Source organism: Vibrio sp. Vb1337, from assembly GCF_033338715.1.
In the GTDB taxonomy this organism is placed as follows: Bacteria; Pseudomonadota; Gammaproteobacteria; order Enterobacterales; family Vibrionaceae; genus Vibrio; species Vibrio alginolyticus.
Genome location: NZ_JAWOTD010000003.1, coordinates 280,218 through 302,220, shown reverse-complemented (window position 1 = coordinate 302,220; position 22,003 = coordinate 280,218). Strand labels below are relative to the sequence as shown.

Below are 22,003 nucleotides of genomic sequence, written 5' to 3'. Positions count from 1 at the left end.
GAGTGCTAAACGTTTGCCTGCGAGTGGGAAATACGACACTAGGTATTTCTATTTACGACATACCCTGTATGAATTGAGCATAAAAACAACAAGGAAGATTATGATTACTATTGAAAAGTATTCGCCTGAGCGACATGAACACACTTGCGAACTTAGCGTTCTAGAAGAGCAATCGCAGTTTACGGTCGCGGATGTGGGTGAAATGCTTACACGTCTTGAACCCACAGAGCTTCCGCATCTGATTTTGGCAGACGATGACGTGGTTGGCTTTTTTCTATTTGATGCTGCTTACAGCGAGAAATACGATTTTTGCCCGAAAAACAGTTTAGGCGTACGTGCTTTGCTGGTGGATCACCGTCATCAAGGCAAAGGCATCGCCAAGCAAGCCATTCAACAGTTTGCCGATTTCGCCAAACGCCATTATCCCGAGTTTGATGCGCTTTATCTCACAGTGAATTGCCGCAACATACCCGCTTATCAGTGCTATTTAAAATCAGGGTTTGAAGATACCAATGAGCTTTACCACGGAGGCCCCGTTGGACCGCAACACATTATGAGACAGCCGCTTTAGCTAGGAAAAACCAAGGATGGAAAGATGAGGATTGAAATCGACAATTTAGAACGGTCGCAAGTGATAGCGCTGTTGGAAGGACATTTACAGGACATGTACGCCACGTCACCACCAGAAAGCGTGCATGCGTTAGATTTAGATAAGCTCAAAGCGCCAGAAGTGACATTTTGGACCGGATGGAAAGGTGAGCAACTGCTTGGGTGTGCGGCGATTAAAGAGTTGGATGACCAACACGCGGAGCTGAAATCCATGCGCACCACGCCTACGGCAAGAAACCAAGGTGTGGCATCTCAATTATTGATTCATGTGATTGAGCAAGCGAAGCAAAAAGGTTTGCAGCGCTTGAGTTTAGAAACGGGCTCGATGGAGTTTTTTAAACCAGCGCGCCTGTTGTATGAAAAGCATGGCTTTGTGTACTGCGAGCCGTTCGGGGATTACGAACTCGATCCGAACAGTCAATTCATGACCCTAGAACTGAGCTAGGGCCATGAATTTTTAGAAGCTAAATCCAATCGATTTAGAAATTCAGATTCAAGTTGATGGTTGGCGATAGGAGGCTTGAACGCTCGTCAGCCAATCGCTTTCTCTTCTCTTTCAGTCTTTTGGCATTATCTTTGTCTGGATTGCCATCAAGCTGATTATCGATGACCGAGATTTCAGTATCGATTTGTTGGATGCGTTGCTGGCGTTGATATTCTTGATGACCCAACTGGTAGTTCTCAATAAACTCTTTGCTGCTGCATACACCGTAATATTCTTTGCCTTCGATACCGACAGTGTACCCATTGTCTGGTGAGCAATATTGGATAGTGCCTTTATCAAAGCCTTCTTTCCATTTCGCTCGGTCGGGTGTCACACCCGCTTCACCACAGTCTTCGGTATAGCTATTGATAATGTTTGGATCGTTGCCGTCTCGGCCATCTTGATAACCTACGTTGTACCAGTTTGCTGTTTTGCACTCATCCGGAGACATGCTGGCGCAACCTGAGAGCAAAGTCAGTAAAGCCAGGGGGATTAGCGCTCTTTTCATCAGTGACTGTCCTTTAAATAAAATCGAATTGATAACTTGAGTTTAAAATGAACACTGTTCATATCAATGGTTGAAATCATTGTATTCACAATTGTGGTGACTCATTAATCTAAGTGATAAATTTATTATGCTGAATAGAAGTGTGTTTGATTAGTATTATCCACGAACTGCGCCTTTGCTGCATCAATCCACTAGCCTTGGCCCCAAATTAAGTGATAATACCAACATAAAGATAAACACCGTCAATGAGGCTAAGACATTGAGCGAACAACCCACCGTCCTTATTATCGAGGATGAATCTGCTATCGCAGAGAACCTGATTCATGTATTAGAGATGGATGGCTACCACGCAGAGTGGTTTGCAACAGCAGGAGAGGGCTTAGCTTTTTTGCAGCACAACTCCGCAGCGTTACTTGTCTTAGACGTAGGCTTACCGGATGGCAATGGTTTTGAATTATGCAAAACCATCCGTGAGTTTTCTGATATTCCCATAATCTTTCTCACCGCAAGAAGCGATGAAATTGACCGCGTAGTCGGTTTGGAAATTGGCGCGGATGATTACGTGACTAAGCCATTTAGCCCGCGCGAAATGTTGGCTCGCATTAAACTTCGAATCAAAGCTAAAGCGCCAATGATGGAGGACAAACCAGAGCCTGTAGCTGTTCCAGAACAACCTCATTTGAACCATGATTTAGTTGCGCAGAACTTCGACTACGGTGTTGGCGGGCAAATGCTTGGGCTGACCGCGGTGGAGTTCAAGATCCTCGATAAACTGATTTCTGTCTCTTCCAATGTATTGAGTCGAGAGCAACTTATGATCGCGGCAGACATGGCGCCAGAGGCTGCATATGAGCGTAATATCGATACCCATATCAAAGCCATTCGCAATAAGTTGAAGCCGTTTGAGATGTCTGAACGCATCTGTACCAAACGTGGCTTTGGTTACTTTTACTGCATTAAAGGTGAATGATGAATCGCTGGCCGAAGATCCCGCTTGGACTCAGACTGTTTTTTCTCTACTTCATCTTAGTCGGGATGACGGCTTACATGGTGAGCAAAACGGTTGTCCAAGAACTTAAGCCAACCGTGCGCCAAACCACCGAAGAGACGCTAGTGGATATGGCGAACTTGCTTGCGGTATTGGCGGAAGAAGACGTTGCGAACGGAAAGTTGTCTGAGAGTCGCTTCTCCAAACTATTAACGGCTTATGGACAGCGAGAGCCTCAAGCGCGCATTTGGGAAATCGGTAAAAAAGCGATTAACCATCGAATTTACATCACCGATAAACAAGGGATTGTGATTGCGGATTCTTGGCTGCAAGACGTAGGCAAAGACTACTCGCAATGGAACGATGTTTATCTCACGTTGCGTGGTCAATACGGCGCGCGCAGTACCATCGAAGACCCGAAAGATCCGCTCTCAACCGTTATGCACGTGGCTGCGCCCATTTACCACAAAGGTGAAATCATTGGCAGCGTGACGGTGGCAAAATCCAATCGCTCAGTACAACCCTTCATCGATCTTTCTAAACGCAATGTGCTGTTTTGGATGGTGTGGATGAGTGGTTTAGTGCTATTGGCAGGGGCATTGTTTGCTTGGCGAATTCACTCGGCACTGAACAAGCTAGAAGACTACGCGACCAAAATGGGTGAGGGTGAAAAGGTCTCTAAGCCGACATTTCGTATCTTTTATGAGTACGGCACGCTAAGCGACGCATTAGAGAAAATGCGCAATCAGCTCGATGGCAAACAATATGTGGAAGAGTACGTACAGACGCTGACTCATGAGCTGAAAAGCCCGTTATCAGCGATTAAAGGCGCGAGTGAAATATTACAAATGCCGTTGCCTGAAGAAAAGGTCGCGCGCTTTGCTGGTAACATTGAGCGAGAAAGCGACCGCATGCAGTCATTGATTGATAAGTTGCTAGAACTTGCTCGTCTTGAAAAGCGCCCCGAGCTAGAGCAAGTCGAAGCTATCTCGCTAAAACAAATGGTCAATGAAGTGGTTGAATCGGCGGATGCGCGCTTGAGTGCAAAGTCGGTGATTGCCAACATCCAAATTGATGACCATCTCGCCGTGCTTGGTGATGCCTTCTTACTGAAACAAGCCGTTTTTAACTTGATGGACAATGCGCTGGATTTTGTTGATTCGGAGGGATGCATTGAATGGAAAGCTGAGGTCGCGAAAGAGAAAATGTGCCTGTCGATTTTCAATTCAGGTCCTCACATTCCCGACTACGCGATGTCGCGTTTGACGGAACGCTTCTACTCCCTCGCTCGGGAAAATGGCGTTAAGAGCACTGGGCTCGGGCTGAATTTTGTTGAGCAAGTGATCAAGCTGCACAAAGGTCAGTTACAAGTCGAAAACGTCGATTCTGGCGTGAAAGTGACCCTGATTTTACCAACTCCATAGAAACTCCACATTAGCTCCATTCGTTCTCCAAATTGCTGATTTAGATTACTTCCATCAGCAAATGGAGAATGAAACATGAAAAAGATCCTCAATAACCAACTCGGCACGAAGTTCGCCTTCGTGCTGTTTTTGTTTGTCTTACTGCAAATCCCGCTTTCAATGGTCACAGGGCTGATCTCAGAACGCTCATATCGCCAAGATGAAGTCAGAAACGACATCGCACGCAGCAGCAGCGGCGAACAGCGCATCATTGGCCCATTCATCATGGTTAACTACACCGAAACCAGTTACCGAGATGACAAAGTACAGATTAAAGAGCGTCGTAAATTCCTCCTACCTAGCACTTTTGATATGAGCGCAAATCTGGACAGTTTTGAAAAGTACCGAGGCATTTACCGCGCGCGTTTATACAAAGCACAAGTGGCGCTGAAAGGCACTTTTGATGCAGACGATCTCGCAGCGTTGCAGGGGATTGATATTGAAAACATGAGTCTAGTGGTTGGCATTGAAGACAGCCGCGGATTGATTCGTCTGGATGACATGACCATGGCGAGCTCTGATATCGAAGTCGCACCGGGAACGGGGTTAAATCAGTTACCACAAGGCTTCCACAGTGATCTGACACTTGCAGACCTAAACGCAGAACAACCTTTGGCATTCGATCTTAACTTCTTGCTACAAGGGATGGGACAGCTTCAAGTCACACCAATTGGCAGTCAAACAACAGTGGAGCTCTCTTCAGCATGGGCGCATCCAAGCTTTATTGGTGATTACTTACCGGTGTCGTCAGAGGTATCTGAAGATGGATTTAACGCGCAATGGGCGAGCAACAACTTCTCTACCAATATCGCGCAGCTGTTCCAAAGCTGTTTGTCATCGAATCATGCGTGTCACGAGCTTGAACAGCGACAAATGGGCGTAGATTTGATTGATCCCGTGGACCACTATTTGAAATCCCATCGAGCTGTGAACTATTCACTGTTGGTTATCACATTAGTATTTGCGAGTTTCTTCTTACTGGAGCTGTTCCAAGCGCGTCCGGTTCACCCAGTGCAATACGGCTTTATTGGTCTGGCTTTAGCGCTTTTCTATCTATTGCTGATTTCGATGAGTGAACACCTCGGCTTTAACTGGGCGTATGTGGTGTCGGCAGTCGCATCGACCGGGCTTTTAAGTGTGTACGTGAGCGGTATGTTGAGCAACACCAAAAACGGCGCGATATTTGGAGCATGTTTGCTCACTCTCTACGGATTACTGTTTGGCTTGCTACAAGCAGAAAGCTACGCATTGGTGATGGGGACATTACTGTGTTTTGCGATTTTGAGCTTCACTATGGTCATTACACGCAACGTCGACTGGTACGCCCGAAATAAGAAAGCAGAAGAAAGTGCAAAGGCGAATCATGAAGACGTTTAAGCGAGCAACTCTCACTGGTCAGCCAAGCGATATGGTGGAAGAGACGTCCGCTATCCACCTGCGATTATCTGCAAAAAATGGACTCAAAAGCTTGGTGTGTTTTATCGCATTGGTCGTTATTGCGCTCTATGTTCGAGACAGCTTTATTCGTCCGACATTTGGTGATGTTCTCGTTGTGGTTTGGCTCTACTACTTTCTTGCAAGCTTGTTCTCCATGCCCGTTAACTGGCTGGTTTCACTGGTGGTGTTGATTGCGTTTGCTGTTGAGTTAGGGCAATTGTTACAGGTTACGGTTTGGCTTGGTATCGAATCTTCATCGCCTCTGGCTGTAATTTTGGGCGCCACATTTGGTTGGAAAGATATGCTGGCTTACTGCATCGGGGGTCTACTGTGTTGGTGGATGGAAAAGAAATGAAAACCGAGATGAAAGCCATTGTGCCACCAAACCGACGTCGACATTCCAAACGAGGTATTCGTAAGAGGATCAAAATCAGTTTACTCAAGCGCGTGTACCTTTGGTCACTGACTAATAGAGAACTGCTGTAAACCTCACCTCTTTATATGAAATACAAAAGGGAATCTTAAACTCACCGACGCACAGGGTGAGTTAAGATTCCCTTACTATTGACTAAGATATTGAGTTCTTACTTTTAATTAGCTTTCAAATGAAAGTTTATCGCCGAACGTCTCTTTCCAGTCTTTATCGAACTGTTCAACCGCCGGTTTTACTGCTGGGTGAGCGAACATTTGTGCCGCCACATCGGTTGGTAATGTAATGGCTTCGATGCCCAGTTTCATCACCTCCATCGCTTGTTGAGTGTTCTTGAAGCTGGCTGCCAAAATCTTCGCTGGTAGTTGGTTCTGATCGAGCAACAATTGAAGATCCGCGACCACTTCAACACCGTTGCCGTTCATCGCATCGATGCGGTTTACGTAAGGTGCTAGGTAGTCTGCACCGCACAGTGCCGCAAGGAAACCCTGTTGAGCTGAATAGATAGCGGTAGCAAGAACCTGAATTCCCTCTTTTTTCATTAGCTTAATTGCAGCTAAGCCTGTTTCTGTTGCTGGCACTTTTACCACCATATCGTAAGGCAATTCATTCAGTTGGCGCGCTTCTGCCACCATGCCTTCGACGGTTGAACTCACGACTTGAGCGTGAAAGCGAGGTGTACCGCCAAGTGCTTCTTGCATGCCTGCTAGGGTTTCATTCAGTCCCTGTTTTGATTTCGCCAAAATGCTTGGGTTTGTCGTCACGCCTTTTAGCGGTAGGCATTGGTTAAAGCGTTTTACTTCTGCCACATCAGCAGTATCTAAATAAAGTTCGATCATGGTTTCTACCTTAAACAAAATCTTCGTTTTGATGATGGGATCACTATAGATCTGACAATCGAACGAGATCTTGATTTTGATCAATTGAAATTTCATTTGAAACTATAATAATTTCATTAAATGAAAGCTTAGTGAAACTTGTAAACGCTCAAATGAAGCTTTCAGTTCGAACAAAGAAAAACCGCTCATAAGACTTAACCAGTAAGAAAGAAACGAATTAGGTACACAGCGGTAGCACAGACCAAGAGGCAAGCAGAGATGTATTTCAATATCCAACGATTCTCTACCCATGATGGCGATGGCATTCGTTCCATTCTTTTTCTTAAAGGATGCAGCTTGTCTTGTCCTTGGTGTCAAAACCCAGAAAGTCGCAGCGAAAAGCATTCACTGTTGTTTGATCAGCGAAGCTGCATGGAAGATTGCCAACTGTGCGTTTCTGCTTATCAAGCCACAACTCAATCTACAGCGGATAGTGAAACGGTGGGTGATGGTATTCAACGTATCGACAACCAGATCATCATTAATCGCAAAGCCATCAAAGAAGACCAACTGATCGCGCTGCGCAATGTCTGTCCGACGCAAGCACTGACCGTTTGCGGTGAAGAAGCGAAATCAGACATGCTGTTCGACACCTTGATGAAAGACAAACCTTTCTACGACCAAAGCCAAGGTGGCGTGACTTTCTCCGGTGGTGAGCCACTCATGCAAGCCGATTTGGTAGCAGAACTCGCACAGCGTCTGCATGACAACCAAGTCTCTACCGCTATTGAATCGTGCATGCATGTGCCGTGGAAGAACGTCGAAAAAGTCGCGCCGCATATTGATTGCTGGTTGGCGGATTTAAAACATACCGATGAAGAAAAGTTTCTTAGCTGGGCGAAAGGTTCACTAAAACGCATCAAAGACAATTTCCGAAAACTGGCACCTATCGCGAAACGCATTGTGATTCGCGTTCCCGTTGTGCCGGGGTTCAATGACACCATCGAAGAGTTGAAAGACATCATCGATTTTGCGGCTTCACTAGAGAGCTGCCAAGAACTTCACTTGCTGCCGTACCACACGCTCGGCATCAATAAATACCGTTTGCTCGATATGCCTTACGAGTGTTCTGACAAGCCATTAAACAAACCAGAACTGCTAGAAAGCGCCATGCAATACGCAAGCGAAAACACCCAACTTAACGTGATTGTAAGAGGTTAACTATGGACCTGAATTACCTTCCTGAGCGTATCAAAGCGCACAAATCGGCACTGGTAAATATCGTAACGCCACCTGTCTGTACCGAGCGTGCAGAGGCATACACTCGTGCTTATCAAGCGAACGAAGACAAACCTGTAATTGTCCAACGTGCGCTAGCACTGCAAGAGCACTTACGCACTCGTACGATTTGGATTAAGCATGATGAGTTAATCGTCGGTAACCAAGCGAGCAAAGTACGCGCTGCGCCTATTTTCCCGGAATACACTGTACGTTGGATTGAAGCGGAAATTGATGAGCTAGCCGACCGTCCTGGTGCAGGCTTTGCGGTCACTGAAGAAGATAAACAAAGCATCCACAGCATCACACCGTACTGGCGTGGCAAAACCGTTCAAGACCGTTGTTATGGCTTGTTTACTGATGAGCAGCAAGAAATCTTAGCCAGCACCATCATTAAAGCCGAAGGCAACATGACTTCGGGTGACGCGCACCTTGCGGTGGATAACGAGAAAATCTTGAAGCTAGGCATGAACGGCTTGTTAGAGGATGTTCGTCAGCACCGTGCTAACAATGATGTTTCGACCTTTGAAGGCTTGAAGAAAGAGCAGTTCTACAAGTCGGTCGAAATCGTACTGCTTGCGATTCAAGAGCACATGGTGAGCTACGCTGAATTGGCGGCAAAAATGGCGTTAGAAGAGACACGCCCGCTGCGCAAAGCTGAGTTAGAAAGCATTGCGGCAAACTGTCGTCATGTCGCGAGCCACGCGCCAGAAAACTTCTGGCAAGCACTGCAATTGAGCTACTTTGTTCAGTTGATGCTACAAATTGAATCGAACGGTCACTCGGTTTCTTTCGGTCGTATGGACCAATTCCTAAACGAATTTTATGTTCGCGATATCGAAAACGGCGCGATTGAAAAAGACTTCGCATTAGAGTTGCTGCAAAGCTGCTGGTTGAAGCTGCTTGAAGTAAACAAGATTCGCTCTGGCGCGCACTCAAAAGCCTCCGCAGGTTCTCCGCTGTATCAAAACGTGTGTATCGGCGGTCAGAAGTTGAATGAAAAGGGTGAGCCTGAAGACGCAGTAAATCCCCTTTCTTGGGCGATTCTGGAATCTTGTGGTCAGTTGCGTTCGACGCAACCTAACCTGAGTGTGCGTTACCACGAAGGTTTGAACCAAGAGTTCTTAATGGGCTGTATCGAAGTGATTAAATGCGGCTTCGGTATGCCAGCGTTCAACAACGATGAGATTGTTATTCCTGAATTCATCAAGCTTGGTGTAGAGAAAGAAGACGCTTACAACTACGCATCTATCGGGTGTATCGAGACGGCGGTTCCCGGCAAATGGGGTTACCGTTGTACGGGCATGAGCTTCATTAACTTCGCTCGTATCCTGCTCGCTTCATTGAACGAAGGTGTGGATGCAACAACGGGTAAAGCTTTCTTGTCGCACGATAAGTCATTAGCAAAAGGCAACTTTGAGAACTTTGAGCAAGTAACGGCTTCTTGGGCAGAGCAAATCCGCTACTACACCCGCAAATCGATTGAGATTGATACAGTCGTCGACAGCGTGCTTGAACAGCAGGCACAAGACATTTTCTGTTCAACGCTGGTGGATGATTGTTTAGCTCGCGGTAAAACCGTGAAAGAAGGTGGTGCGAAATACGATTGGGTATCTGGTTTGCAAGTCGGTATCGCCAACTTGGGTAACAGCCTAGCAGCAATCAAACACCTTGTTTTCGATGACGCGCAGATTACTCAGCCAGAGCTGGCAAAAGCATTGGCAGAAGATTTCGATGGCATGGAGAACGAACAGCTTCGCCAACGTCTTATCAACTTTGCACCAAAATACGGTAACGATGATGACGCGGTAGACCAACTACTGGCAGACGCGTACCAAGTGTACATTGATGAGCTAGAACAGTTTGTAAATACGCGTCATGGGCGCGGTCCAATTGGCGGTGGTTATTACGCAGGTACATCAAGTATCTCGGCAAACGTCCCATTTGGCGCTTCAACTATGGCAACGCCAGACGGTCGTAAAGCGAAAACGCCATTAGCAGAAGGTGCAAGCCCGTCGTCTGGCTCAGACCGTTTAGGTCCAACCGCAGTGTATAACTCAGTGGGTAAGATCCAAGCGAATAAGATCTTGGGTGGCGTGCTGCTTAACCAGAAATTAAGTCCGGCAGCGGTTGAGTCTGAAGGGGATAAGCTCAAGCTTTCTATGTTGATTCGTACCTTCTTCAACCACCACAAAGGCTGGCATGTTCAGTACAATATCGTCTCTCGTGAGACCTTGCTAGCTGCGAAGAAGAACCCTGAACAATATCGTGATCTTGTCGTGCGAGTTGCAGGCTACTCGGCCTTCTTCACCGCGCTATCACCAGACGCGCAAGACGACATCATCGCACGTACCGAGCACGAGCTGTAAGTACACTCACTAAGTAAAACAAAAGGCACCGATAGGTGCCTTTGGTTTGAATACTTAATTCGCGAATGACTATACCTGACCGCATTACAGCTTGTGCAAAATGGTCACGCATTTCTTCGTGACGTTGTCGTATTCTTTCGTCATGTAAGCGGTAGTGATCGCGCCCTCTTTCATGATGCAAATGGCATCGAGTAATGAAGCGTTGTCTGATTTGAGATAGCGTTGAATTAGCTCTCTGACTTGCTGCTTATGGTAGCGGCAATACGTTGCGATCTCGCCACTGTCGTCACTGAATTCCGCGGACGTATTGATGAAAAAGCAACCGCGAAACTCACCCAGCTTTTCTTCAGAGCCATGAAACCAGCCGTTGAGTGCTGTAAATAACTGATCGATCACCTCCGCGCACGTTTGTGCTGAAGAAAGCTTTTCCTCCAACCATTCCATAAATACTTGGTGGCGTTGTTCTAATGCGGCGATGATAAGCGCTTCTTTGCTCTCAAAATGGTTATATAGCGTGCGTTTAGCCACGCCGGAAACATTGAGGACTTCATTGATGCCAATAGAGTTGATGCCTTGTTTGTAAAACAGTGACAAAGCTGTGTCGATCAATAACTGTTTCTTTTTGTTCATAACTATGTCCTCAAAAAGTTCCATAAACACATATTGACAAAGGTAGACAGATTTGTCTATTTTATTTTGTAGACAATTCGGTCTACTTTGAGGTGTTTATGAATAATTTAATTTTATCGTTGGTTGCCGGGCTTGGCGCTACGTTGGCTATTGGCGTATTGTCCTACGCTGAGGTATCACTGACGGAGGTTGTACTCCTGATGGCACCATTTGGTGCTACCGCAGTACTGGTGTTTGGGGTGCCTAGCAGCCCTCTCGCTCAACCAAAAAACGTGATCATTGGTCACTTCATCACGGCATCTATCGGTATTGCGTTTAGCCAGTATGTTGACGTCACGCCGGTCACGCTCGCGATTGCGACGGGGCTAGGTGTGTCTGCGATGCTGATTACGAAGACCACTCATCCACCTGCGGGGGCAAATCCAATTTTGATCATGGCGTCTGGGCAGGGATGGAGTTTTCTCTTCACGCCTGTCCTGATTGGCGCGGTAGTGATTGTTCTGGTCGGTAAAGGGCTACAGTTGCTCCAAAGTCAGTACTTAAACCCTCGACTGAATGGTCAGAAGACCTAGTCGGATTGTAGTTAGAGCCGCGAAAGGGAGTGATCTCTTTTGCGGTTTTATCTTTTGTCGGTTTGCAAAAACAAAATCTGATTCTCTCTTGGTATTCAGTCGTATACATCAACATGGTAGTTAAATTGGTACAATGCGATGAACAGAATCCACCCTAAGAAACTATTGCACAGTAAATGGACGGCAATTTCACCTAAAAACAAAGAGAAGCATTTTGTCGTGACAGAAATGGAACTAGATGAAGATGGTAACGTTGTGAGATGTGTCATCGAGGCAGTCATGAGTAAACGCGACCGAGAGATGAACTGGCAAGACCTAAAAGACTCTGAGCAATGGATGCAAGGGTGGAAGTGAGTGACGCTTCGTTGTTGGGCGAATCAAGCAGAAACGTGCGTTGCGAGTAGGCAAAAGTGGTGCTATCTGATACGTTGATAATTCGTTCTAACGCCCACTCAAAGGATTAATTATGATTGATTTCGACAATTCCTCTGTATTTAAGCTTAAGCCGATTGACGTTTCTAATGCCAGAGAAGACTTCCTTAAGTTCTTGATTGATGGTGAGACTATTTTCGCTGCTTTTAAAACAGTTCGTGACCAAGTGGTGTTTACGAACAAGCGAGTGATAGCGGCAAATGTGCAAGGGATTACCGGCTCAAAAGTGGATTACACTTCTTTGCCTTACAGTAAGATCAATGCATTTTCTATCGAGACCTCTGGTACTTTTGATTTGGATTGTGAAATCGAGTTCTTCATGAGTGAGGTGGGAAGAGTGCGTTTTGAAATTAAAGGCTCGTTTGATTTGATTTCTTTCAACCGTATGGTTAGTGAGTATGTACTAGGTTAAGGGATTAGAAATGAGAGCTTCGCTGAGAGACAAAATTATAGAGGTCTGTGACAAAAAGATCGCGAGTAAAGGTGAATTGGTTGGTCTCTCATTTTATGCGTTTTTCGCTAATAAAAATGACGACCCAGAGCTGTTGATGGAAGCGGCTACGTGGTGGATTCAGACTCATCAGCTCGACCACTTCGAAAAAGCAGTAAAAATAAAATCAATGGTCGAGTCGGGGAGCTAAATTAAAAAAAAGAAGTAAAGAAAGCAGACAAATGCTAATAACGTTGCGGACAAAACAGGGTAGATAATGTAAGAGTCCTGCTTGTTGGTTCGTTGAAAACATAGCGAAACAAGTAAGACGTTATAAACAACAAGTAACAAGCTGATCATGGTTCCGCTGTTTAGTGTCATACTTGATAGCTGAGTTAAGAAAAACGCCAATAAAAGGTAATCGAAGACAATGAGCCATAAAAAGGCTTTCTTCAGTAAGTCGCTTTTTCTTTTTTCGGATGATGTTATGTGCATATAGAACTCAACTAAAAAGTCACAGTAACAGAGGCTTTGGTTAGAGAGGTCACCATCAGAGTGGTGACCTTTTAAGATTATAATTCTTGAATTTTTACTTCGCTGGTGGCGGTATCGCCGGAGTAATTGATGACTTCTTGACGAATGACTGGTTGGTTGAATTCAGCCTTATCTTTCGCTTTTTGCAGTTCACTTTCTTGGTGGTTGCCAAAAAGGGTCTCAAGCACTTTAGCGGCAGGAGTCGTTAAAACAAACAGCTCAATACGACGGTTTTCGCTAGAATCTGGCTCATCAGGATTAAGCAGCGCTCTATCTGACATACCCGTTACCTGCATTACTCTATCATCCGGCATACCGCCTTCAACTAACGTATTTCTTGCTACGTCTGCTCGAGAGGCTGATAACGCCCAGTTAGATTGACGACCAAAACGCTTTTTAAATGGAATTGCATCTGTGTGTCCGCTGATGATCAGAGGGTTGTTAACACGATGAAATACAGGTGCTAGTGCGAGCAGTAAATCTTCAAAAAAAGGAGTAAGTTCTGCACCACCACGGCTGAACATATGCTGTTTGTAATCATCTTGAAGGACGATACGCAAACCTTGTGGTGTCACCGTGACGTTTACATTTCCCTGCGCATTAATTTGGGCAGTCATTTGCTCAATTACTTTCGCTAGTGCGGCAAGTTGCTCTTGAGTATCGAAGTTACCAGGAATCAAAGAATCAATTTCTGGTCCATCCCCATCACCTTTAAAGTAAGAGCTTACTACATGGTTGGAGTTGTGTTTACTTGGCACAGAAGAGTCCTGTGCCAAGTCGATAGGAGAAATACTTTGTGACGTATCAAATGGGTTGCCGTAACTCTTGTCGAATACGCTTGAACTATGCAAGTGGGCAACAATCGCTTTACGCTCTTCTTTGTCTACCACCTGCATAACCCAAAGTACAAGAAACAGCGCCATTAGGGCGATCATGAAGTCAGCAAACGCGACTTTCCACGCGCCGCCATGAGACGACTCATCATGGCTGTATACTTTGGCACGTTTGAACACTACATGCTCTTGTTTTTGCATTATCCCTCCTGTTCAGCTAACCACTTCTCCATTTGGTTGAATGTTGGTTTGATGTCTAGCTGAATATGTTTACGACCAGCGTCAATGGCGAGCAATGTCGGCTTTTTCGCTACGTAGGCAACCAAGGTTGCACGAACGCACTCAAAAGCAGTCATATTACGTTTTACTCGCTGAGCCATGGCGTTACTTAGTGGATCTAAGCCACAGTAACAACCGAAAATACCAATGAATGTACCAACGAGAGCTGCCGCAACGTGATAACCAATCATAGCGATTGAGCCATCAATAGCTTGCATGGTGATAATGATGCCACCAACTGCTGCAAGAATACCGAAGCCAGGTAGTGCTTCTGCTGTACGCTGTAGTGAGCGTGAAGGTAAAAGCATTTCGTTCTGTATTGCTTCGATTTCTTGCTCTAGCAGTCCCTCTAATTCATGAGGCGACATCTGTCCCATTGCCATTAAACGTAAATTGTCAGTAATGAAAGAAATTAGGCGATGATCTTCTGCGATCGTCGGGTAAGCGAGGAACATAGAGCTTTGCTCCGGAGCCTCAATATGAGAATCCAGAAACTTGTATCCGCGATTTCTCGCTGTCTCTAGCAAGTTGTTGAGTAGTGCCATTAATTCCATGTAGTACTCATGCTCTTCTGTTGGACCTTTAATGGTCGCTGGCACTTGGCGACGCATTTCTTTCAGTACATGAGGCGGATTACCGATGATCAAAGAACCAGCAGCGGCGCCAATAATGATAAGGAATTCGGCTGGCTGCCAGATAGCACCTAAGCTACCACCGGCCCACATATATCCACCGAAGACGCACACCAGGATAGTGAGCACTCCAAAAAACTTTTGCATCTTGTGACTCCTAAGAGGACATTAATTGGTTGAGTTGTTTCAGCGCTTGTTTGTGAAGCTGACATATACGAGGTGGTGTCAGATCCAATACCAGAGCTATTTCGTGTAAGTTGAGTTCATGTTGATAGAACAGAGTCAGGAGCAGTTGATCGCGCTTAGGTAATTTACCCAAAGCACTGTCTAAACTACGACGAATATGTTCATGTTCCATGCCATCGTATTGCCCGCCAATGTAGCTATCACCGCTGCTCTCCATCAGTTGGTCAAGGCTTTGCATCTCGCCTGCGAGAGCGGCATTTTGGCGGTTGTAATAATCTTGCTCATTCGTCCCTAAAGCCTGGATGATTTCGGCATCCGTTGGCATTCGACCTAACGTTCGAGTGAGATCTCGAGTCACGTCGTTGAGCTCGTGGGCTTGTTGACGAGTCTTACGTGAACGCCAATCTAGTCGGCGTAATTCGTCTAAAATAGCTCCCCGAACTCGACAAACGGCGAAAGCAGGAAAGTGAGGATCGTCAACATCGCCATATCGGCGTCCAGCCTCGACTAGAGCGATAAGGCCTATCTGCTGCATATCTTCAATACTACAGTGAGAAGTGGCATGAACGCGCAGCTGGTTAACTACGCGTTTTACCATGACCTGATGACGTTGTAGCAATGCGTTTTCATCAATTGGTCGTGACGGTGTTGTCACTTCCTCTTCTGTGGTGTAAGTGTCTTGTACATTCATGTCTAACATGGTTGTGCTCCGTTATTGCACAACATATTTAGTCAACAAAACATCGTCGATTTCTCGGACGATGTCTGTTTTAGCAAAAGCGAGTAGAAGCGTTTGCTTCACTTCGTCTTGCAGAATATCGATGGCACCCGCTTGCTGTAACTGATCAAACGTTTTGTCGCTAAACAGTTTTAATAGAGAGTTTTGTACCATAGGCATGTATTCATCGATCTCTTTGATACGCTCTGGACGGCGTGTCTCAATTGCCAGTTCTAGCATCACAAAGTGAGTCTGTTTCTTGCCTTTAACGGTCAAAACGACTTTGTCCAAAGGATGGAAGCTAGGACCTTTACTTGTCGGTTGTTCTGTGACCAAAAAAGACAGTGGAGAGTCTTCGATCAGTGAACCAGAGTCAGGTGACTCTTGAGCGTGTTTGTTTAAGTACCAGATTCCGCCCATAATTGTGACGGCCGAAACGAGGGCACTGGTGATGATCATGGCGATAAACAGGGCGATCATTTGTTGTTTGGTCATAACCTTTTTCCTCGAAGATTCACTAAGCTTGAGTGCTTAGCCAGTGTTCTGAATAGTTAGTTGTTGTCGTGGTTTGGAATGCACCAGATTCTCGTGCGGCGAAAATATTGGCGTCTTCTTCGTTTGCATGTGGGTCATTTCGACCTTGGTTTTGATCAGAGCCAACATTGACATCGACATGAACGAAGTTTTGCTCTTGTAACTCAGTACGCAATCGTTCCGAAACTTGCATTAAAGCTTCTCGTGTTGCTGCGGCATTGGCGTTGATGTGGACACTCAATCGGTCACCTTCAACACGTACAAGTAAATCCAATTTCCCTAAGTCTGGTGGGTCTAGGCGGATTTTTGCTTCTTGTACATTTTGTTGAGCTTGGAGCGTCACGCGATCATGTAAAACTTGCATCATTTGCTCGCCCCACTTTCCGGCAGTGGTATCAACACGCACTGCTGCCCACTCAGAGCCTTGAGCTTGAACATGACTCGTCGCAACCGGTGAATGTGCAGGTTGTGTTGTAGGAGCTTGTACTTGAAGTAGAGAGGCGGTTGGTTGCCCTTGAACAGGTTGATTCAAAAGAGTTTGAAACTCAGCACCGGAGATAGGCAAACGCGAACTCGATGAAGTCGGCAGACTTTGCTTCACATCTTGTTTTGATGATGTGTTTAACATAGCGTTAGACGAATCTTGAGCAACAGACTTAACTTCGCTCGCAGCCATTAAAGATGACGCTTTTCCTAGTTTCTCAGCCTGCTTCTCTGCCATGGTAATCATACCCTGGGTTAAAGCTTGAGCTTGCGCTGCAAGATCAGTCGATTCTGTTAACCCTGGTGTACTGGTCAAGTTGGCATCCGGATCTGAAGCTGAGCGGTCATCAGTATCAAAACCATGACTTTGTACTTTGTTTGCGCTGTTCAAAGTAGAGGCCGTAAGGTGAAAACTCGGTACCGCTGACGCAGAGTTAAAGTCTTGCTCACCATTCTGCTTGTTCCCTGATTTAAAACCATGAGAAAAGCCGTGTACCGAGTTCGCTTGCTTGATGTGACCCTCATTGTTAGCTGGCGAATTACCCGAGTGCTGAGTTGAAGAAGGTATGATCATTGAGTTAGCTCCATGGTCATTGCTAATTGATAGGCCATAGCGCGTTCTTGATGGTCATTGACCATGTTCATCTCTTTTTTTAACTCGTTGGTCGACTTCTCTAATACTGCGAAGGCATTAGCGTGCACTGTTTTCGCTCGCTGGATTTCAGGTGCAAGCTTAGGATCTTTCAAAAAAGGCTTGTGACTGATCAAAAGCTCTCGCAACTGCAAGTCGTACCGCTTGAGCGCATGCCAATCGGCCGTTTTTGCGGCGAACTGGATGAGCTGAGATAAATGACGGAATCGCTCTGGCGATACTTTATGCTTGTTGTCCAAAATTCATCCAACCTTCACGAATGTTACCCATTACACGCTCAACGTTAACCAAGCGATTTGCATCGTTTTGCACGCTAGCGTAATAAAGTTCGACTTGGCAGAAGTCATACAGCTGGCGTAGGTTTTCCGCAATTTCACCGCCGTTTTCATCATCTAAAGCACTTGTTAGTCCAATCAAGATGTTCATGCATTTGTTGATTCCATTCCCTTTCTCGGCCAAACGATTTGCGGCTAGGTGGCCGCGAATACGTTCAACTTCATCGAGTAGGCCATCGATTAACATGATGACCAATTGGTGTGGATTTGCTGCTGCCGCTTGAGCGTCGAGATCGACTTGTTGGTACGAATCGTAACCAGAATCCATAAGCATGAATATTTCTCCTAAATTTGGAACCAAATGTCTTATTTTTGAGCATTAAACATGGACATGGTTTGGTTCATTTGGGTCATAATTGAATTCATTTGAGTGAATTGTTTGAGATAGCGGTTGTACGACATTTCGTACTTACGCTCTAAATTGGTTTGTTTATCTTTGATTCGGTCTAAGCTTGACTGTATTGCGTCTTTACGCGTGCTGAAGGTACCTGATGAGAACTTCAAGAAAGGCTCTACCATCGCGTCAAGAGAATCTAGCAAAGCGTCATCCCCATTAAACAACGCCTCTAAGCCTGCGCTATTTGTTTGTTGAGCTTCTTTGAACTTTTCTTGATCAACTTTCATTTTACCGTTGCGGTCTAGGCTCACGCCGATCTCGCTTAGGCGCATACCATTGTGTTCACCTCGGATTAACCCCGTTAACTGACTCTCAATAGAACGCAATGTCGAGTCGCTAGCGAGCACGCCGCGTTTCTGATCTTCACCGCCAATTTGGGTGTACTGATCGATAGTCGAAACAAGGGCATTGTAGGTTTCCACAAACTTATCTAGTTGTTCTTTAGTGCCTTCGCTATCAGCTCCAATTTTTAAACCGATTGGCGAATCTCCCGCGGCTTGCGGTTTAGATACGGTAATGTCAACACCGTCGATGACACCTTCAAAAGTATTACTTGCGTTGGTTAGTTTCAGGCCTGAGTCTTTTGCACCTAGCCACATAACCGCATCTTGCGGAGCATTGATTTGCTTGAGGTTGGTGAAGGCGTCTTCAAACCACGCTTGGCCAGTACCCGTTGCAGATACGTTGATCTTATTTTCGACACCAGTCTCAGTGCTCGATAGCATAAAGTGTGTTTGACCATTCGAGCGAACTAGAGTGGCGTTAACGCCAGGGTTATCCGTGTGATTGTTAATCGCGCTTGCTAAATCACTGATCGTTGCAGTGCCGTCACCATTAACATCAACGGAGGACAAGTCTAGAGTCATTGTTTCACCGTTGATGGTGAATTCTAAAGATCCAGTTGTTGGTACTTCTGTCGTTGCCTCAAGGTCTGCAGGCATACCTGTAGATACTTGATGCGCCGTTGCCACTTTTTCTACAAAAATCTGATAGTTACCCGTTAGCGCTTTAGCATCCGCGTTTGCAGTAAAGTTACCTTCTTGAGAGAGTGTCGCACTGTTTTTGATGATGCTGTTTGTGCTGTTATTCATCTCTTTCATTGCAGTACGAAAATCACGTAGTGCGCTTTCAACTTTATTAAAAGCTGACAGTTGTGACTGGTACACATTAGCTTGCGCTTGGTAACGGTTTTTGAATGGGTTTGTGTCCAATTGTGCGAATTGGGTTGCCATTTTTACTGGGTCTAAAGAACTCATGAGGTGTGCTCCTCTCATCTCTTATTGGCTTGAATACTTTGAATGCTACGCCTTAGTTTAATTATCAGTGGCAAGATACGTGCCGTATATTAAATTCAATTAAAACAAAGGTTTAAAGCTATTTTGTTTTCTTGGGAGGAAGTGGTGTTTCCACCTTGTTTGTTCCGCCTTCCTCCATGGAAAAAGTAATTTCCTTATAAGAAAAGGCGACCTAAACAAAGAAAATATTTAATTGTATTGACGGTTCTAATTAGGAGAGATGTTTTAATTAGACGTTATATTCAGCCTTTACTTCAGCTTGATTCAGATAATTCTTACAGAGTGCATTAATTGCGTTCTGATATTATTTTTGATAGTGCGAAGTGCAAGTGTTCTCACTAAAAATTAAATTTTTTACGTTTCAAAGAATGTCAGTTATGAATGAATTTGCGTTGCGATTGATGAAATGTGCTCGTGCATATGAAGAGTTCATTAACAAAAAACTATTAAGTAAACAGAGCATCAATTCTGATGAGATAGCTAGTATCTTAAAGGAAGCTAAGTTCAATTTTCCTGAACTTAGAGATAGTAAAATAGGAAGCAAATTAGAGACGATAGAATTAGAACTGTTTAATAAGGTTTTATTTAATATTATGTTGAAATTCGGATTCAGAGTGCCTGAATCTCACAAAGATAATACGAGCTCTATTTATATTCGTAGATAAAAATAAAGCCTTCCATAGGAAGGCTTTATAATTAAGACGATTTAAATTAAGCGCACTATTAACTAAGTAATTAGCGTAGTAGTGACATTGCCATGCTTGGAAGCTGGTTAGTTTGAGACAGAACAGTTGTACCTGCTTGCATCAACATTTGGTTCTTAGTCATGTTTGAAGACTCTACTGCAAAGTCTGTATCCATGATACGACCTTTAGATGCTGTAACGTTTTCTACCATGTTACCAAGGTTAGCCATAGTGTGCTCAAGACGGTTGATGTTCGCACCGAAGTCTGCACGAGAGCTACCAATTTTTTCTACTAGACCGTCAGCGCCGCTGATTTTGTCTAGTGCTGCTTTTGCTTTAGTCGCGTCATCGATACCATCTGTAATTGCTGCATCAGCAAGGATAGTAGTGATTTCACCGATACCTGCGCTTGCGCTTACAGTCAATGTTTCAGCAGAAGATGCACCGATTTGGAATGTTACGTCACCTGCACCGAAGCCGCCGCCTTTAAGAAGGTTTTGACCACCGAACTTAGTGTTGTCTACGATGTTGTTTAGTTCTGCAGTAAGCTGTGTGAACTCTTTGTTAAGAGACGCACGGTCTGTTGCACTGTTTGAACCGTTCAACGATTGTGTAGCAAGGTCGTTCATACGGTAAACGATGTTTGTCATTTCATCCATCGCACCTTCAGCAGTTTGCATCATAGAGATGCCGTCTTGTGCGTTACGCATTGCTACTGACATGCCGCGTGTTTGCGCTTCTAGACGGTTAGCAATTTGAAGACCAGCAGCGTCATCAGCAGCTGAGTTCACACGGTAGCCTGTGCTTAGACGTTCCATTGCTGTGTTTAGAAGTCCGCTTGTTGTGTTCATTGTGTTTTGAGTTACAAGCGAAGCGTAGTTAGTGTGCATTGATAAAGCCATCTTAGTCTCCTTAGTTAGTCACTATATCTTTCAGGCCTCGGGATATTCCCTTGTCACTAACTAGAGGCGGTCGGTCGGCTTTAATGATTAATTTGAAAATTAAAAAATTTCTAAAAAAGATAAAAATTGATGATTTTTAGTGATTTGTATTCCATGAAAACCGGGAAAGTCATCATATAAGCCTAAATTTTTTAGTTAAGTTAAAGAAACTATTGCCCAATGATCTTGTGGTTATCCGTTATAAATAAAAAAACAGCACGAATAAATCGTGCTGTTTTAAATATAAATGGTTGAGTTTCAACTATTCCTCATCAAAAGACTGAAAGGAGAGAGAGGTTGGGATATCGCTGAAATAACCAAAATAATAACTGGCACCCAATAAACGATAGCGGTTAAGTTCCGTTTGACTCGCTACACGTCCGGCAACCCAAGTATATTTATGCTTTCTTAAGAACTTAGCAATAGGTAGGAAAGCGTGTCTTTCTTCTTTATCCTCTAGTGTGACTGACAATTTGATCATATCGGGACTAAAGTCTGCGACGCGTTCGAAGTTCACTTGCGATGTCGCGACTTCAAACCAAAGTGAATATGCATTCTCTTTTAACTTTTTGGTGAGTGTGGCGACTTTATCACGATCACATAACGTTTCATCAGCTTGAAGAGAAGGAATCACATGTTGAAAAGCAGAAGAGTGGAATTGAATCGTCTGTTCGAGAAAATAAACCCCAGGCTCCCAAAGTAATGCATCCACGCGAATCGGCACGACAACATTACTAATCAAGTCGTGATGAAAGGCTTCTAACTGAAATTGTGTTTGTCTTAGTGCAAGGTAAAGACTGAACAAATCCAGGCAGTACTGCATTTGTTCAGAGAGTTTGAATTGATAGACACTTTGTTCTCCACGCATACCAAATCTCAACGTCAGGTGTTGGAATTCTACTTCCCCTGATTGAGCTTCCCTAATTGCTTGGCATGCGTGTTGGACATCATTGTGTTTTAAAGCATCAAAGACTAATTGATCGTCATCCGTGACGATGTGTTGTACTGCGAGACCAACCAAATGTTCGTACATCGCATGTGTTGAAATAAG

28 protein-coding genes are annotated in these 22,003 nt (G+C 44.8%); 14 read left to right on the top strand and 14 right to left on the bottom strand.

The annotated features are described in order from the left end of the window. Positions 1 to 100: 100 nt before the first annotated feature. Both R7E42_RS05145 and R7E42_RS05140 read left to right on the top strand, forming a co-directional pair. Positions 101 to 571, top strand: coding sequence for a GNAT family N-acetyltransferase (locus R7E42_RS05145; RefSeq protein WP_017820545.1), 471 nt, complete (start codon positions 101 to 103; stop codon positions 569 to 571). 24 nt (positions 572 to 595) lie between these two features. Continuing rightward, complete coding sequence (locus R7E42_RS05140) at positions 596 to 1,054, top strand: GNAT family N-acetyltransferase (protein WP_053303884.1); 459 nt, start codon at positions 596 to 598, stop codon at positions 1,052 to 1,054. 34 nt (positions 1,055 to 1,088) lie between these two features. Here the strand turns inward: R7E42_RS05140 and R7E42_RS05135 are convergent, their stop codons facing one another. After that, complete coding sequence (locus R7E42_RS05135) at positions 1,089 to 1,601, bottom strand: DUF2799 domain-containing protein (RefSeq protein ID WP_005374970.1); 513 nt, start codon at positions 1,599 to 1,601, stop codon at positions 1,089 to 1,091. Positions 1,602 to 1,860: 259 nt separating this feature from the next. Here R7E42_RS05135 and R7E42_RS05130 point away from each other — a divergent pair, with 259 nt between their 5' ends. From R7E42_RS05130 to R7E42_RS05110, 5 genes are all read left to right on the top strand, one after another. Beyond that, positions 1,861 to 2,571: a response regulator gene (locus R7E42_RS05130; RefSeq protein ID WP_182016018.1), complete on the top strand. Its 711-nt coding sequence runs from the start codon at positions 1,861 to 1,863 to the stop codon at positions 2,569 to 2,571. Further along, complete coding sequence (gene creC / locus R7E42_RS05125) at positions 2,571 to 4,013, top strand: two-component system sensor histidine kinase CreC (protein ID WP_213876152.1); 1,443 nt, start codon at positions 2,571 to 2,573, stop codon at positions 4,011 to 4,013. Before R7E42_RS05130 ends, creC begins: the two co-directional genes overlap by 1 nt. Positions 4,014 to 4,088: 75 nt before the next feature. Beyond that, positions 4,089 to 5,429 carry a cell envelope integrity protein CreD gene (gene creD, locus R7E42_RS05120; protein ID WP_213875848.1) on the top strand — a complete coding sequence of 447 codons (1,341 nt, stop codon included), beginning with the start codon at positions 4,089 to 4,091 and terminating at the stop codon, positions 5,427 to 5,429. After that, on the top strand, positions 5,416 to 5,844 hold the full coding sequence (locus tag R7E42_RS05115) for a DUF2809 domain-containing protein (protein ID WP_213875851.1): 429 nt from the start codon (positions 5,416 to 5,418) through the stop codon (positions 5,842 to 5,844). Before creD ends, R7E42_RS05115 begins: the two co-directional genes overlap by 14 nt. Beyond that, a complete protein-coding gene (locus tag R7E42_RS05110; protein WP_262643694.1) occupies positions 5,841 to 5,975 on the top strand; it encodes a hypothetical protein in 135 nt (44 codons plus the stop codon). Before R7E42_RS05115 ends, R7E42_RS05110 begins: the two co-directional genes overlap by 4 nt. Positions 5,976 to 6,083: 108 nt before the next feature. Here the strand turns inward: R7E42_RS05110 and R7E42_RS05105 are convergent, their stop codons facing one another. Further along, the gene (locus R7E42_RS05105) at positions 6,084 to 6,758 is read right to left on the bottom strand and encodes a fructose-6-phosphate aldolase (protein ID WP_021707589.1); all 675 of its coding nucleotides are present in this window, start codon (positions 6,756 to 6,758) and stop codon (positions 6,084 to 6,086) included. A gap of 258 nt (positions 6,759 to 7,016) precedes the next feature. Here R7E42_RS05105 and R7E42_RS05100 point away from each other — a divergent pair, with 258 nt between their 5' ends. Both R7E42_RS05100 and R7E42_RS05095 read left to right on the top strand, forming a co-directional pair. Continuing rightward, a complete protein-coding gene (locus tag R7E42_RS05100) occupies positions 7,017 to 7,958 on the top strand; it encodes a glycyl-radical enzyme activating protein (RefSeq protein WP_213875853.1) in 942 nt (313 codons plus the stop codon). A gap of 2 nt (positions 7,959 to 7,960) precedes the next feature. Further along, positions 7,961 to 10,384 (top strand): formate C-acetyltransferase/glycerol dehydratase family glycyl radical enzyme, encoded by a 2,424-nt coding sequence (locus R7E42_RS05095; protein WP_213895266.1) that lies wholly within the window; start codon positions 7,961 to 7,963, stop codon positions 10,382 to 10,384. A gap of 84 nt (positions 10,385 to 10,468) precedes the next feature. On the opposite strand, the gene R7E42_RS05090 is transcribed toward R7E42_RS05095, so the two are convergent. After that, a complete protein-coding gene (locus tag R7E42_RS05090) occupies positions 10,469 to 11,014 on the bottom strand; it encodes a TetR/AcrR family transcriptional regulator (protein ID WP_054574902.1) in 546 nt (181 codons plus the stop codon). Positions 11,015 to 11,112: 98 nt separating this feature from the next. Between R7E42_RS05090 and R7E42_RS05085 the strand changes: the two genes are divergently transcribed. The 4 genes from R7E42_RS05085 to R7E42_RS05070 all read left to right on the top strand — a co-directional run bounded on the left by R7E42_RS05085 (position 11,113) and on the right by R7E42_RS05070 (position 12,659). Further along, positions 11,113 to 11,586, top strand: coding sequence for an HPP family protein (locus tag R7E42_RS05085; RefSeq protein ID WP_005374998.1), 474 nt, complete (start codon positions 11,113 to 11,115; stop codon positions 11,584 to 11,586). Positions 11,587 to 11,724: 138 nt separating this feature from the next. After that, entirely contained in the window at positions 11,725 to 11,940 is a 216-nt protein-coding gene (locus R7E42_RS05080) for a TIGR02450 family Trp-rich protein (protein WP_005374999.1), read from the top strand. Between the two features lie 112 nt (positions 11,941 to 12,052). After that, positions 12,053 to 12,430, top strand: coding sequence for a PH domain-containing protein (locus R7E42_RS05075; RefSeq protein WP_005386881.1), 378 nt, complete (start codon positions 12,053 to 12,055; stop codon positions 12,428 to 12,430). 10 nt (positions 12,431 to 12,440) lie between these two features. Further along, entirely contained in the window at positions 12,441 to 12,659 is a 219-nt protein-coding gene (locus R7E42_RS05070; RefSeq protein ID WP_017634431.1) for a DUF6500 family protein, read from the top strand. On the opposite strand, the gene R7E42_RS05065 is transcribed toward R7E42_RS05070, so the two are convergent. From R7E42_RS05065 to fliD, 9 genes are all read right to left on the bottom strand, one after another. After that, on the bottom strand, positions 12,656 to 12,943 hold the full coding sequence (locus R7E42_RS05065) for a hypothetical protein (protein ID WP_005375002.1): 288 nt from the start codon (positions 12,941 to 12,943) through the stop codon (positions 12,656 to 12,658). The two genes, R7E42_RS05070 and R7E42_RS05065, sit on opposite strands and share 4 nt — an antisense overlap. 77 nt (positions 12,944 to 13,020) lie before the next feature. Then, positions 13,021 to 14,016 (bottom strand): flagellar motor protein MotB, encoded by a 996-nt coding sequence (locus R7E42_RS05060; protein ID WP_005375003.1) that lies wholly within the window; start codon positions 14,014 to 14,016, stop codon positions 13,021 to 13,023. Beyond that, entirely contained in the window at positions 14,016 to 14,873 is an 858-nt protein-coding gene (gene motA, locus R7E42_RS05055; protein ID WP_005375006.1) for a flagellar motor stator protein MotA, read from the bottom strand. The genes R7E42_RS05060 and motA overlap by 1 nt, the downstream gene beginning before the upstream one ends. Positions 14,874 to 14,883: 10 nt before the next feature. Beyond that, positions 14,884 to 15,612: a FliA/WhiG family RNA polymerase sigma factor gene (locus R7E42_RS05050; RefSeq protein WP_005375008.1), complete on the bottom strand. Its 729-nt coding sequence runs from the start codon at positions 15,610 to 15,612 to the stop codon at positions 14,884 to 14,886. A gap of 12 nt (positions 15,613 to 15,624) precedes the next feature. Beyond that, positions 15,625 to 16,125, bottom strand: coding sequence for a flagellar basal body-associated protein FliL (gene fliL, locus R7E42_RS05045; protein WP_005375011.1), 501 nt, complete (start codon positions 16,123 to 16,125; stop codon positions 15,625 to 15,627). A 22-nt stretch (positions 16,126 to 16,147) separates the two neighbouring features. After that, a complete protein-coding gene (locus tag R7E42_RS05040) occupies positions 16,148 to 17,221 on the bottom strand; it encodes a flagellar hook-length control protein FliK (RefSeq protein ID WP_262631739.1) in 1,074 nt (357 codons plus the stop codon). Beyond that, positions 17,218 to 17,538: a hypothetical protein gene (locus tag R7E42_RS05035; protein WP_005375013.1), complete on the bottom strand. Its 321-nt coding sequence runs from the start codon at positions 17,536 to 17,538 to the stop codon at positions 17,218 to 17,220. Before R7E42_RS05035 ends, R7E42_RS05040 begins: the two co-directional genes overlap by 4 nt. After that, the gene (gene fliS / locus R7E42_RS05030; RefSeq protein ID WP_005375014.1) at positions 17,522 to 17,908 is read right to left on the bottom strand and encodes a flagellar export chaperone FliS; all 387 of its coding nucleotides are present in this window, start codon (positions 17,906 to 17,908) and stop codon (positions 17,522 to 17,524) included. Before fliS ends, R7E42_RS05035 begins: the two co-directional genes overlap by 17 nt. A 32-nt stretch (positions 17,909 to 17,940) precedes the next feature. Next, positions 17,941 to 19,287 carry a flagellar filament capping protein FliD gene (fliD, locus tag R7E42_RS05025; RefSeq protein ID WP_031781075.1) on the bottom strand — a complete coding sequence of 449 codons (1,347 nt, stop codon included), beginning with the start codon at positions 19,285 to 19,287 and terminating at the stop codon, positions 17,941 to 17,943. A gap of 416 nt (positions 19,288 to 19,703) precedes the next feature. Between fliD and R7E42_RS05020 the strand changes: the two genes are divergently transcribed. After that, positions 19,704 to 19,991 carry a hypothetical protein gene (locus R7E42_RS05020; protein WP_005375016.1) on the top strand — a complete coding sequence of 96 codons (288 nt, stop codon included), beginning with the start codon at positions 19,704 to 19,706 and terminating at the stop codon, positions 19,989 to 19,991. Positions 19,992 to 20,061: 70 nt separating this feature from the next. Here R7E42_RS05020 and lafA read toward each other — a convergent pair whose 3' ends face one another. Together lafA and R7E42_RS05010 are read right to left on the bottom strand one after the other, a co-directional pair. Further along, positions 20,062 to 20,913, bottom strand: coding sequence for a lateral flagellin LafA (gene lafA / locus R7E42_RS05015; protein ID WP_005375019.1), 852 nt, complete (start codon positions 20,911 to 20,913; stop codon positions 20,062 to 20,064). Between the two features lie 301 nt (positions 20,914 to 21,214). Further along, a complete protein-coding gene (locus R7E42_RS05010; RefSeq protein ID WP_005375023.1) occupies positions 21,215 to 21,985 on the bottom strand; it encodes an EAL domain-containing protein in 771 nt (256 codons plus the stop codon). Positions 21,986 to 22,003: the final 18 nt, after the last annotated feature.